The sequence below is a fragment of the Ruania alba genome, from assembly GCF_900105765.1.
GTDB lineage: Bacteria > Actinomycetota > Actinomycetes > Actinomycetales > Beutenbergiaceae > Ruania > Ruania alba.
The window spans coordinates 129,057-141,292 of the sequence record NZ_FNTX01000002.1; the positions used below are offsets into that span (position 1 = coordinate 129,057).

The 12,236-nt window shown below is 69.2% G+C and carries 13 protein-coding genes; 6 read left to right on the forward strand and 7 right to left on the reverse strand.

Annotation, left to right across the window (positions count from 1 at the left end):
• Window positions 1-76 precede the first annotated feature (76 nt).
• Complete coding sequence (gene fbaA / locus BLU77_RS11090) at window positions 77-1,099, reverse strand: class II fructose-bisphosphate aldolase (RefSeq protein WP_089773234.1); 1,023 nt, start codon at window positions 1,097-1,099, stop codon at window positions 77-79.
• 84 nt (window positions 1,100-1,183) lie between these two features.
• Window positions 1,184-3,031 (reverse strand): ABC transporter ATP-binding protein, encoded by a 1,848-nt coding sequence (locus BLU77_RS11095; RefSeq protein WP_217632425.1) that lies wholly within the window; start codon window positions 3,029-3,031, stop codon window positions 1,184-1,186.
• Between the two features lie 194 nt (window positions 3,032-3,225).
• Here BLU77_RS11095 and BLU77_RS11100 point away from each other — a divergent pair, with 194 nt between their 5' ends.
• Window positions 3,226-3,681, forward strand: coding sequence for an RrF2 family transcriptional regulator (locus BLU77_RS11100; RefSeq protein ID WP_089773235.1), 456 nt, complete (start codon window positions 3,226-3,228; stop codon window positions 3,679-3,681).
• Between the two features lie 241 nt (window positions 3,682-3,922).
• Window positions 3,923-4,825 (forward strand): sulfite exporter TauE/SafE family protein, encoded by a 903-nt coding sequence (locus tag BLU77_RS11105; RefSeq protein ID WP_089773236.1) that lies wholly within the window; start codon window positions 3,923-3,925, stop codon window positions 4,823-4,825.
• Between the two features lie 358 nt (window positions 4,826-5,183).
• Here BLU77_RS11105 and BLU77_RS11110 read toward each other — a convergent pair whose 3' ends face one another.
• The gene (locus tag BLU77_RS11110; protein WP_089773237.1) at window positions 5,184-5,816 is read right to left on the reverse strand and encodes a TrmH family RNA methyltransferase; all 633 of its coding nucleotides are present in this window, start codon (window positions 5,814-5,816) and stop codon (window positions 5,184-5,186) included.
• Between the two features lie 98 nt (window positions 5,817-5,914).
• On the opposite strand from BLU77_RS11110, the gene BLU77_RS11115 reads away from it, so the two are divergent.
• Entirely contained in the window at window positions 5,915-6,691 is a 777-nt protein-coding gene (locus BLU77_RS11115; RefSeq protein ID WP_089773238.1) for an HAD-IIA family hydrolase, read from the forward strand.
• Window positions 6,692-6,767: 76 nt separating this feature from the next.
• Here BLU77_RS11115 and BLU77_RS11120 read toward each other — a convergent pair whose 3' ends face one another.
• Both BLU77_RS11120 and pyrE read right to left on the reverse strand, forming a co-directional pair.
• Window positions 6,768-7,520 (reverse strand): LemA family protein, encoded by a 753-nt coding sequence (locus BLU77_RS11120; RefSeq protein WP_089775657.1) that lies wholly within the window; start codon window positions 7,518-7,520, stop codon window positions 6,768-6,770.
• Window positions 7,521-7,604: 84 nt separating this feature from the next.
• The gene (gene pyrE / locus BLU77_RS11125) at window positions 7,605-8,192 is read right to left on the reverse strand and encodes an orotate phosphoribosyltransferase (RefSeq protein ID WP_089773239.1); all 588 of its coding nucleotides are present in this window, start codon (window positions 8,190-8,192) and stop codon (window positions 7,605-7,607) included.
• 115 nt (window positions 8,193-8,307) lie between these two features.
• On the opposite strand from pyrE, the gene BLU77_RS11130 reads away from it, so the two are divergent.
• Complete coding sequence (locus BLU77_RS11130; RefSeq protein ID WP_089773240.1) at window positions 8,308-9,078, forward strand: exodeoxyribonuclease III; 771 nt, start codon at window positions 8,308-8,310, stop codon at window positions 9,076-9,078.
• Between the two features lie 132 nt (window positions 9,079-9,210).
• Here BLU77_RS11130 and BLU77_RS11135 read toward each other — a convergent pair whose 3' ends face one another.
• A complete protein-coding gene (locus BLU77_RS11135; RefSeq protein ID WP_089773241.1) occupies window positions 9,211-9,690 on the reverse strand; it encodes an SRPBCC domain-containing protein in 480 nt (159 codons plus the stop codon).
• Window positions 9,687-10,097: an ArsR/SmtB family transcription factor gene (locus tag BLU77_RS11140; RefSeq protein ID WP_089775659.1), complete on the reverse strand. Its 411-nt coding sequence runs from the start codon at window positions 10,095-10,097 to the stop codon at window positions 9,687-9,689. Before BLU77_RS11140 ends, BLU77_RS11135 begins: the two co-directional genes overlap by 4 nt.
• A 79-nt stretch (window positions 10,098-10,176) precedes the next feature.
• Here BLU77_RS11140 and BLU77_RS21775 point away from each other — a divergent pair, with 79 nt between their 5' ends.
• Together BLU77_RS21775 and BLU77_RS11150 are read left to right on the forward strand one after the other, a co-directional pair.
• The gene (locus tag BLU77_RS21775) at window positions 10,177-11,217 is read left to right on the forward strand and encodes a DUF4190 domain-containing protein (RefSeq protein WP_139177742.1); all 1,041 of its coding nucleotides are present in this window, start codon (window positions 10,177-10,179) and stop codon (window positions 11,215-11,217) included.
• A 65-nt stretch (window positions 11,218-11,282) separates the two neighbouring features.
• Window positions 11,283-12,161, forward strand: a complete 879-nt coding sequence (locus tag BLU77_RS11150) for a septum formation family protein (protein ID WP_089773243.1) — start codon at window positions 11,283-11,285, stop codon at window positions 12,159-12,161.
• The last annotated feature ends 75 nt before the right edge of the window (window positions 12,162-12,236 follow it).

Sequence of the window (12,236 nt, forward strand, 5' to 3'; positions counted from 1 at the left end):
CAACTCTGTGCGGCGAATCACGAGGAAACGCCGCACAGAGTTGCGTTCGGCACTGCGCAATAGTCGTTGCTGCCGGTCAGGCCAGCTTCTGACCTGCCGAGCGCAGCCACTGCGAGGCCTCGAGGATGCGCTGGGCCATCCCCGCCTCGGCCAGTTTGCCCCAGGCGCGCGGGTCGTAGGCCTTCTTGTTGCCCACCTCGCCGTCGATCTTGAGCACGCCGTCGTAGTTGCGGAAGATGTGGTCCACCACGGGGCGGGTGAAGGCGTACTGGGTGTCGGTGTCGATGTTCATCTTGATCACACCGTTGTCCACCGCGAGGGCGACCTCTTCGGCCGTGGAGCCCGAGCCACCGTGGAACACGAGGTCGAACGGGTTCTCCTTGCCCACCTCGGCGCCGACGGCCTGCTGGATCTCGCCGAGGATCTCCGGGCGGAGCTTGACCGCACCCGGCTTGTACACGCCGTGCACGTTGCCGAAGGTGAGGGCGGTCAGGTAGCGGCCCTTCTCACCGGTGCCCAGGGCACGCACGGTCGCAAGACCGTCATCCACGGTGGTGTAGAGCTTGTCGTTGATCTCGTGGGAGACGCCGTCCTCTTCGCCACCGACCACGCCGACCTCGATCTCGAGGATGGTCCGAGCGGCCTGGGAGAGCTCGAGCAGCTCCTCGGCGATCTGGAGGTTCTCGTCCAGCGGGACAGCCGAGCCGTCCCACATGTGCGACTGAAAGGAGGGCAGGCCGCCGTTCTTCACCTGCTCGGCCTCGTGCGCAAGCAGCGGGCGGACCCAGCTGTCCAAGTTCTCCTTGGCGCAGTGGTCGGTGTGCAGCGCGATCGTGACCGGGTAGTTCTTGGCCACCTCAGCCGCGTAGGCAGCCAGGCCCAGCGAGCCGGCGACGCGGTCCTTGATGGTGGCGCCGGAGGCGTACTCCGAACCGCCGACCGAGACCTGGATGATGCCGTCGCTCTCGGCCTCGGCGAAGCCCCGCAGCGCGGCGGTCAGGGTCTGGGAGGAGGTGACGTTCACGGCCGGGTAGGCGAACTTGCGTTCCTTCGCCCGGTTGATCATCTCCTGGTAAACCTCAGGGGTAGCAATACCCATGGCGTTCTCTCCTAATGGCTTGTGTGTTGTCGGCGCCCAGTCTCCCACGAAGTCCGGCAGCGAGGCGCCCGCGCGCGGTCCTGCTCAGCTCTCGGCAGTGAGCAGCTGCTCGGTGGCCAGGTCGCGGTAGAGGTCGTCGGTGCGGAGCAGATCCGCATGGGTGCCGATGGCGCGCACCCGGCCGGCGTCCAGCACCACGATCTGATCGGCGCTGGTGACCGTGGACAGGCGGTGGGCCACCACGATCACGTTCGTGCGCCCCGCGGCCTCGAGCATCACCTGGCGCAGCGCCGCCTCGTTGGCGGCATCCAGCTGGGAGGTGGCCTCGTCGAGCAGGAGCAGACGGGGGCGGCGCAGCAGCGCCCGAGCAATCGCCACCCGTTGCCGCTCACCTCCGGAGAGGGTCACGCCCCGAGCCCCGACGGCGGAGTCCAGCCCGTCCGGAAGACGGCCCACCAGGTCGGTCAGGCGAGCCTGTGCCACCACCCGTGCGACGTCGTCGTCGGTGGCCTCAGGGGCCGCCATGATGAGGTTCTCGCGCAGGGTCCCGTGCAGCACAGGGGCGTCCTGCTCGACGTAACCGATCATCGAGCGCAGCTCGCGCAGGGGCCAGTCCCCGATGTCTCGTCCATCCACGCGCACCGTGCCGGCCGTGGCCGGATAGAACCCTTCGATCAGGGAGAAGATCGTGGTCTTTCCAGCCCCCGAAGGGCCCACCAGGGCGGTCAGCCCGGTGCCGGTGGCCGTGAACGAGACGCCTCGGTGGACCGGGGCGAGGTCAGCCTCATAACGGAACTCCACGCCGTCGAACTCCACCCGAGCTGCCTCGGTGGAACTGCCGGCAGCGCTGGTGGGGGCGCCGTCGGAGAGATCCTCGGCATCGAGGTGATCCACCTGCTCCACACGGGCCACCGCGGCCAGGCCGGTCTGCAGCTGGGAGAGCGCCTGCACCAGGGAGCCGATCGGGCCCATCAGGTAGAACAGCATCAGCAGGAATCCGATCAGCGAACCGATCGTCATCGCGCCGTCGGCCACGCGAGCACCGCCCAGGCCGAGCACCACCAGGAAGGCGATGTTCACCGGGAGGAACGCCAGCACACCGGCGAGCGCCTCCCAGACGGCAACGGTGACGCCCTTGTCGCGGGCCTCCACGGCTGCCTTGTCGAGAGAGGCCATCTCGCGGCCCTCGGCACCGGAGGCCTTCACGGTGCGGAAGGCGCCGAGCAGCCGCTCCAGGATGCCGCCCATGTCACCGAGCGCCGTCTGGGACTCCCGGGTGGCAGCGCCGATCCGGGGCATCACCACGAGCATCACCAGGGTGACCACGGCGGCCATCGAGAGGGTGACCGCGAACAGCACCAGGTCGATCCAGGCCATCACGGCCAGCCCACCGAGCAGCATGAAGATCGCGGTCAGTCCCCCGATCACCGTGGTGGAGGCGACTGTGCGGAGCAGGTTGGTATCGGAGGTGAGCCGGGAGACGAGGTCACCGGACTTGAGGCGATCCACCTCGGGGACAGTCAGGTGCACGAGCTGGCTGACCAACCGCCGGCGCACGGTCAGGATGATGTTCTGCCCGGTGCGCTGCATCAGGTACGGCCCGAAGGCCTCCAGGACGGCACCCACGAGCACGGCCCCACCGAGGATCCAGAGCAGGTTGCCGAGCGGATCGCCGTCACCGAGGGTCTCGATGATCGACATCGCGATCACCGGTTGAACGAGCCCGACGATCCCGCCGAAGAACGTGAGCGTTCCGCCGATCAGGAGGATGCGCAGGTGCGAGCGTGCGTAGAACCACAGCCGGCTGATCCGGACCGGCCGCTCCTTGGCCTCGGCGTCCACCGTGTCCGGTGGCATGACCTCGACATCAGGCTGTTCGGTGCCCGCAGGTTCGGACGTGGTGGCGTCGGTGCTCGACGGTGGGGTCGTCATCGGGTCTCCGGTGGTTGTGGCGGTGGAGCGACGGTACCCAGGTGTTCAGCGCTGGCGCATCGCCCGTGCGGAGGATCTGGCGGCGGCAGCCCTCCTCCTTGAGGCGTGCGCCGGGCGCTGGGCGAACGGTGCGGGCCACGGCGTGGATAGGCTGCTGGGGTGAGAACCGAGCACGCCCACCAGACGAGGCCCCGATGAGGATCTCGGCGAAGGCGGACTACGCCGTCCGGGCTGTGGCCGAGTTGGCCGGCGGTGGCCACACGCCGATGCCCGCCGAGGCGCTCGCGCGCGCGGCCGGAGTGCCGCACCGATTCCTGGAGGGGATTCTCAGCGATCTGCGGCGGGACGGGATCGTGATGAGCCGCCGGGGCGCCGGGGGCGGCCACGTGCTGGCTCGGCCACCGGCGGAGGTAACGCTGGCGGACGTGATCCGTGCCGTGGACGGACCGCTGGTGTTCGTCCGTGATGAACGGCCCGGCGAGATGGCCTACCAGGGCGCCGCGGCGGTGCTGCCGCAGGTGTGGGTGGCCTTGCGTGCGAACGTGCGGGCGGTGCTCGAGCAGGTGACGCTCGCCGATCTCGCGGCTGGGCACGTCCCTGCCGTCGTGCAGGAGCTGACCGCGGACGAGGACGCCTGGCGCAGCCCGTGACCTGAGGTCGCGCGCCGATCGGGTTCCCCTGTCGTCCGGAATCACACGTCGATCTGGCGGCTCGGGATGACCGGATCGACGTTCGATTCCTGTGCTGGGTGCTCCCTGGTCGCCACATCGACGCTTGATTCCGTCCGGGCGACCAGGATGTGGACTCGCCGAATATCCCCCTAATCCGACCAACTCACTCGGATATGGTCGTGGCGTCCGGTCGAGACATCCGACCACGAGGAGACCACCTGTGACCACGCTCGTTCTGCTCGCCCTCGTCGGGCTCGGCGCACAGCTCGTGGACGGCAGCCTGGGGATGGGGCACGGCGTCACTTCCACCACGCTGCTGCTCGCCATCGGCCTCCAGCCGGCGTCCGCCTCAGCGACCGTGCACCTGGCACAGATCGGCACCACGCTCGCCTCGGGCGTCGCGCACCGCAAGTTCGGCAACGTGGACTGGCAAGTGGTGCGCCGACTCGCGATTCCAGGTGCTGTCGGAGCGTTCCTTGGTGCGACCGCGCTCTCCCGCCTGCCGGTGGCGGTGGCCGCCCCCGTGATGGCTGTGCTACTCCTCGGGCTGGGTGGCTATGTGCTGGTTCGGTTCTCGATGCAGGCGATCCGGACTGACACGCTCGGCAGGCCGCTGCGGCGCCGGTTCCTCACCCCGCTCGGGTTCGTGGCCGGCCTGGTGAGTGCCATCGGCGGTGGCGGATGGGGGCCGGTCGGGACCACGGCGATCCTGGCGAGCGGTCAGCTGGAACCACGCAAGGTCGTGGGCTCCATCTCCACCAGCGAGTTCGTCGTGGCGGTCGCCGCCAGCGCCGGGTTCCTGATCGGGATCGGGACAGCAGGGATCCGCCCGCAGTGGGCGCTGGCACTGCTCGCCGGCGGCGTCGTAGCTGCCCCGCTGGCCGCCTGGCTGGTGCGGCTGGTGCCCGCTCGGGTGCTCGGCACCGCCGCCGGGGCCCTGATCGTACTCACGAACGTGCGCTCCTTGACCGAAGTCATCGCCATTCCCGACGGCGCTCGATGGGCCGTCTACGGCATGGTCGCCGTGGCCTGCGCTGCGGCCGGCTGGTCCGCGATCGTGGCGCACCAGCGGGAGCGCGCGGCGGCCGCCGGTGAACGGACGCCCGAGCAGGTACCGGTCTGACCCCTGCGCTCTGGCACGGGTGACGCGCGGCGACCGTCCACCAGTAGGTGCCACTCGCCGTCGGGATCCGCCCTTCGCCACGGCCACCCTCCGTCGGTAGGTGCCGTTTGCCGTCGGGAACCTCGCCCCGCGGCGACAACCGGTGGCACCTCGGCCGGGCGACCTCCGCGCGAGATGCCACCCCTCGTCGCCTCCAGGGCACCAGAGCGACCAGACGTGGCACCTGCACCGGGTGACACCCGCAAGGTGCCATCCGTCGTCGCTCCCGCGAGGTGCCACCCGTCGTCGCTTCGCTGGCGCCGGAGAGACGAACACTGACACCTCGGGGAGCAGGCAGGGGCCCCGACCGTTGCACCGATCAGCGAGAAGTCGGCCCCGGTATCTCCGCATGCTGGGTGATCCACGCGTGCATCGCGATCGCCGCAGCAGCGCCGGCATTGATGGACCGGGTGGAGCCGAACTGGGTGATGTGCAGGATCACCTCAGCCGCCTCGCGGGCCTCGGCGCTCAGGCCCTGAGACTCCTCGCCGAAGAGCATCACACCCGCTCGCGGCAGCTCGCGCCCCTCGATCGGCACCGAGCCCGGCACGTTGTCCACCCCGAGGATCGGTAGCTCCTCGTCCGCGCACCATCTCGCGAAGGAAGCGACGTCCTCCCAGTGCTCCAGGTGCTGGTAGCGGTCGGTGACCATCGCTCCACGACGGTTCCACCGCCGTCGGCCGATGATGTGCACCTGGGCGACGGCGAAGGCGTTCGCCGTGCGCACGACGGACCCGATGTTGAAGTCGCGGCCCCAGTTCTCGATCGCGATGTGCAACGGATGGCGGGAGGTGTCCAGGTCGGCGATGATCGCGTCCATCCGCCAGTACCGGTAGCGGTCGACGACGTTGCGCCGGTCTCCCTGTGCGAGCAGTTCGGGGTCGTAGCGGGGATCGTCCGGCCACTGCTCGGGGCCGCCCGGCCACGGGCCGACGCCCACCTCAGTCTCCACGGTCCCAGTATCGCTTCTTGCGGCGCCAGGGTGCGCGCGGCTGCGCCGTAGGCTGTTCGGAGGGCGCCAGCCCGCTCAGATCGCCTGGAGGAGACGAGATGCCCGAGATCGCCAACTGGCTCACCGATATGGACGGCGTGCTGGTGCATGAGGAGCAGCCGCTGCCCGGCGCCGCGGACTTCGTGGCGGCGCTGCGGAAGAAGGAGATCCCCTTCCAGATCCTCACGAACAACTCGATCTACACCCCGCGCGACCTGGCGGCCCGCTTGCGGCACTCCGGGATCGACGTGGAAGAGGGGTCGATCTGGACCTCGGCGCTGGCCACGGCCACCTTCCTGGCGGACCAGGTGCCCGGCGGGAGCGCCTTCGTGATCGGCGAAGCCGGGCTCACCACGGCCCTGTACGAGCAGGGTTACACCCTCACCAGCTCCTCCCCCGACTACGTGGTGCTCGGGGAGACCCGGACCTACTCGTTCTCGGCCATCACCAAGGCGATCCGGTTCGTGGCCGACGGCGCCCGGTTCATCGCCACCAACCCGGACGTGACCGGGCCGTCCTCGGAAGGGCCGCTACCTGCCACCGGCGCCGTGGCGGCGATGATCACGGCGGCAACGGGCCGCAAGCCGTACTTCGTGGGCAAGCCGAACCCGGTGATGATCCGCACCGCGCTGAACCGGATCGACGCCCATTCGGAGCAGACCGCGATGATCGGGGACCGGATGGACACCGACGTGGTCGCGGGGATGGAGGCCGGGTTGCGCACCTTCCTGGTGCTCAGCGGCTCCACGAAGGCCGACCAGGTGGAGGCCTATCCCTACCGGCCCTCCACCGTGGTGGACGGGATCGGCGACTTGATCGGGATGCTCGACGCGTAAGCAGACACAGACGAGGGGCTGAGTCCGGTCGGACTCAGCCCCTCGTCTGTGTGTTCGGTCAGCGGTTCGGCACCGATCAGCCTTGCGGCGGGTACTGCCCCGGCTGCTGAGGCGGGGCCGGTGACTGCTGACCGTGGCCCTGCGCCGGCGGCTGGTAGCCCTGCGGCTGGGTGCCCGGCTGTACCGGTGAGTCGGTCGGCATCGGCGCACGGGTGGGCTGCTGCTGGGAGTAGACACCTACATTTCCGCCCTTGTCCTGGAAGGACACTGACGGCGCAGTCCGCACGGCCGGGTCGTTCACCTCGAAGTACTCCGCGCGGGAGAAGGTGAACATCTTGGCGATGATGTTCGGCGGGAAGGTCTCCACCTTGGTGTTCAGGTCGCGCACGTTGGCGTTGTAGAACCGGCGGCCGGCGGCGATCCGGTCCTCGGTGTTGGTGAGCTCGGCCTGGAGCCGGGTGAAGCTCTGTACCGACTGCAGCTGCGGGTAGTTCTCCGCCACGGCGAACAAGCGCCCGATCGCCTGCGAGAGCATGTCCTCCTGCGCCGCCTGCTGGGCGGGCGTGGAACCCGGCGTGGCCGCCTGGGCGCGGGCGCGGGTCACCTCGTCGAAGACGGCCCGCTCGTGCGCGGCATACCCCTTCACTGTCTCGATCAGGTTGGGGATCAGGTCGTACCGGCGGTGCAGCTCCACGTCGATCTGGCGCCATGCCTCCTGCACCAGGTTCCGCAGCTTCACGAAGCCGTTGTACGTGGCCACCGCCCAGATCACGACGATCAGTACGAGCGCCAGGACGGCCAGCAGGATCACGATGCCGACGATCTCCATGGTGCTCACCTCCCTCTCATTCGCTCCGGCAGAGCCGTCACTCCCCCGGCGGGGCACGGTCGGCGCCCCCTTTCTGCCTCGAGCCTACTGGGGCGCAAGGCCCAGGTCAGCAGCGGAGAGCACCCAGAGGTAGGGCAGTTCTGCCCCTTCCAGCGCCTCGCGCGCTCCGGTATCGCGATCCACCACGGAGGCCACGGCCACTACCTCGGCGCCGGCGTTACGGCAGGCCTGGACCGCCGTCAGGGCGCTACCGCCGGTGGTGGAGGTGTCCTCCAGGACGACCACGCGTTTGCCCGCGACATCGGGTCCTTCGACCTGGCGCTTCATCCCGTGCCCCTTGGCCTCCTTGCGCACCAGGAAGGCGTCCAGGTCCAGTCCGCGGCTGGCCGCGGCGTGCTGGACGGCGCACACCACGGGGTCCGCGCCCAGGGTGAGGCCCCCGACGGCGTCGATCTCGCCAGGACCGTAGCCGGACTCCTCGAGCCGGTCCAGCAGGAGGTGGCCGATCAGCGGGGCGGCCTCGTGGTGCAGGGTCACGCGGCGCATGTCCACGTAGTAGTCGGCTTCCTTGCCGCTGCTGAGCATGACGCGTCCGTGGACGACGGCGTGCTCGTTGACGAGGTCGGCGAGCCGGTGGGCGGGGGTACCAGGGGCGGGGGTGTCGGTGGTCACGGCCGTCAGGGTATCCAATCCGCCGAGCGCAATTGTGTGCGGCGTTCCGGCGGGAAGACGCCGCACACGGTTGCGCTCGGCAGGAGGTCGGGGCGATCGGAGTTACCGTGATCGCGTGCGAATTGCGAGCTGGAACGTGAACTCCATCCGTGCCCGGGCCGAACGAGTGGTCGCCTGGTTGGAACGCACCGACGTCGATGTGCTGCTGCTCCAGGAGACGAAGACCAAGGATGAGGCGTTCCCCCATCTGCCGTTCGAGGCGGCCGGCTACGAAGTGGCACACCATGGCGTCAACCAGTGGAACGGCGTCGGGATCTGCTCGCGGGTGGGCCTGGACGCCGTGGAGCGGTCCTTCGAGGGCCAGCCGCAGTGGAAGGAACACGTGGAGGCTCGCGCCATCGGTGCCACCTGCGCCGGGATCCGGCTGTGGAGTGTGTACGTGCCGAACGGCCGCACGCTGGAGGACCCGCACTACGCGTATAAGCTCGAGTGGCTGGACGCACTGCGCGGGGCGGCCACCACGTGGGCGGCGGGCGGTACGCCGGTGGGCCTGCTCGGGGACTGGAACGTGGCTCCGCAGGACGAGGACGTGTGGGACATCGAGGTATTCGACGGCGCCACACACGTCTCGACCGCCGAACGACAGGCGTTCGCCGCGTTCGCGAGCGCCGGGTACCGCGAGGTCACCCGTGAGCACATCGCGCAGGCGTACACGTATTGGGACTACCAGCGGCTGCGCTTCCCGAAGAACGAGGGGATGCGGATCGACTTCGCCTGGGCATCCGTGCCTCTCGCCGACCGGGTGCGAGTGGTGACGATCGACCGGGACGAGCGTAAGGGCAAGGGGCCCTCGGATCACGTGCCGGTGGTGCTCGAGGTCGAGTAGGAGCGCCCGTGCCCGCACTCGCTGCTTCGCGAGTGCGGTGAATCTCGCTCATATCTCACGAGGTGAGCGAGATCCTCCGCACTCGCGCAAGGGGGTGGGTGGCCGGGTGGCCGGGTGGGGGTCAGTTGATGGTCAGGCGCCCATCTCCTTGCCGGTCTCCACCAGGGTCTTCAGGCCGGAGAGGCACCACGGCCAGCCACCGCCACCCTGGGCAGGCTCCCCGCCTCCGGCGACCTCGGCAGCCAGCTCCGGTGCCGCCGTCAGGTCATGCGTGAGCACCACCTGGGTGAGGCCCGAGGGGTACTCGGTGAGCTCCCAGGTCAGGCGGGTCGGCGCCTTGTCCGGGTGCCAGGCAGGGGACCAGTCGAGCACGAGCTTGGTCGGCTCGTCGGCCTCCACCACAGTGCCGCTGACGGCGACATCACCCATTCCCATCTCCCTCATCTCGGGTGTGGTGAGGTTGCGGTACGCCCCACCGGGCCGCAGGTCGTACTCCGACTCGCCGCCGTACCCCCAGCGGGTGGTGTACTCCGACTCGGTGATCGCCTTCCAGATGGTGGCGGCAGGTGCGTGGATGTAGATGCTGTAGACCTGGATCAGGTTCTCGCTCATTGTTCGTCCTTCGGTTCAGGGTCTGACCGGTTCGGTCGGTCCGGCTGGTCCGACGCGTCCGGCTGTTCCGACGCGGTTCTCTCGATCGTTTCCTTCATGCCGAGCAGGACGGACGCGATCCCCGCCCGCTCGGTGTACTTGCCGATCCACCGCCGGTGGATCTGCTGGATCGGCACGGGGTTGAGGTAGTGCAGCTTCGTTCGCCCGTGCTTGCGCGTGACGACCAGGCCTGCCTGCTCGAGCAGGCGCAGGTGCTTGGCAACACCGAACCTGGTCATCTCCACGTGCTCGTTCACGGCGCCCTCCAGCTCACCCAGAGAGCGACCCTCCCGTTCGAACAGCACGTCCAGGAGCAGCCGGCGGATCGGGTCCGCCAGCGCCTTGAACACGGGGTCATCGTCGAGCACACGGCCACAATAGGTGACCATTCAGTCACATGTCAACGGATGAGATCCACACCTGCTGCATGCGGGCTAAGGTCGTCTCATGAACCACTCCGGGGAGCCCGAGCAGCCGGCGCCCGAGCACGCTCCTGGGCCAGAGCAGGGCGTATGGGCGGATCCGCACAGCTGGGGCGCCACGGGCGCCGAATGGACCAGGCCCGAACCCTCGCCGGCGCATCCGCAAGCCCCCGCTGCCGGCGTTGAGAACCCTCCGGCCGGAGGCACCCCCTACGCGCCCCCGTCGGGTCAGGCGGCCCCTGATGCGCCCCCGCCCGGCCAGACACCCCCCTACGCACCACCATCCGGTCAGGCGGCCCCCTACACCGGACCTGGCCCGGCCGCCGACCCCACCCTCCCCCCGATCCCCCAGGCGCCGCAGTCAACACCGCAGGGCCCGGTCGGGCAGAGCATGTACGGCAGCCGTCCCGCGCCAGAGCCCCACGCAGCGCAGGGTTCCTATGGTGAATTCACCTTCCCGGTCCTGCAGCGCGCGAAGGTCGAGCCCACCGCCGTCGCTTCGGTGGCCACCGCCCTGCTGGGCCCGGTCGCCGTCGCACTAGGGCTGGTGGCCCGCGGACGGGTGCGCCGTCATCGGCGCCGCAGCATGGGCCTGGCCTGGACCGGCATCGGGCTCGGCGCATTCTTCACGATCGCATGGGTGCTCCTGACTGTGGTGCTCGCAGGAAACGGCACCATCGACCGAATGGTCGAACGCCCGGAAGCAGGCGACGTGACCGAGGCCCGCACGGTCGGCGCGAGCAATGTCGCGGTGGGCAACTGCATCGAGTTCTTGCCGCCGGGACAGATCGTCGGCGAAGTGCGGTTGGTGCCGTGCGAGCAGCAGCACATCGCCCAGGCGATCTCGAGCCATCCGCTCACCGGTGACTTCCCCGGCACGGACGCTGTCGCTGAACAAGCCCTGGAGGCCTGTGCACCGGCCGTGAGCGAACTGGCCAGCAGCACGCCGTTGACCCCGTGGTACCTCGCTCCGTCAGAGGAGGCCTGGAACCAGGGAGTGACCGAGGTGCTGTGCGTGGCCCGGGGCGGTTCCGGTCCGTTCGAGGGCGACCTGCTGGCGGGGTGAGCATGGGGAGTTCTCCTCCCGACCCGGCCTGGCATCGAGAGCACCTGCACTCATAGGCTGCGAGCATGACGACGCCCTGGGATCCGAACCAGCAACCCGGACAGCAGCCCCAGCAGCCTGGCCAACAGCCGGGATACGGGCACCCGCAGCAGCCTGGCTACGGGCAGCCTGAGCAACCGGGATACGGGAACCCGGGCCAGCAGCCCGGATACGGCCAGCCACACCACCCGGGGTACGGGCAACACGGCCAGCAGCCCGCATACGGCCAGCCGCAGCAGCCGGGATACGGACAATCCGCCTATGGCCAGGGATCTCCCTACGGTCAGGCACCACCGCCCGGCGGTCCCACGCCCGGCTCGAGCAAGGCGCCGATCATCGTCGGCATCATCGTTGTCGTGCTCATCCTGGCCGTCGGTGGCTTCTTCGGGATCCGCGCCCTGATGTCCGGCGGCGATGATCCAGACCCGACACCCACGGTGGCCGACCCCACCTCAGAGGAGCCCACCGGTGCGGAGCCCGAGCCCGCGGGTGAGTTGAACAACCCGAACGACGTGGCCGAGCCCGCGCCCGTGCTGGACGTGGACCTGTTGCCGGGGAACTGCCTGGAGTCGACCGAGCGCGACAGCCAGCAGAACTTGCAGCAGGTTCCGTGCAATGAACCGCACGCCGCGGAGGTCTACACCGAGCTCGTCGTGGATGAGTCCACATATCCGGAGTTCCCGGGCGAAGACGTCTTCCAGGACGAGGCGGACCCGTTCTGCCTCGAGGAGCTCCAGGGGATGCTGCCCGACGGCATGGACACCACCGGGCTGACCTACCTCGCCCTCTACCCCTCACAGTCCACCTGGGACGCCGGCGACCGCAAGTTCACCTGCATCGCCGCCGTCAGCGAGGGGTCAACCATGCAGGGGACGTTCGTCTCCGGTGACGTGGAGATCAGCTGACGCAGCAGACCGCTCACAGAGGAATCGCTCGTCGTTCTGGTCAGAGCAACCAGAACGACGAGCCATTCTCTGCGG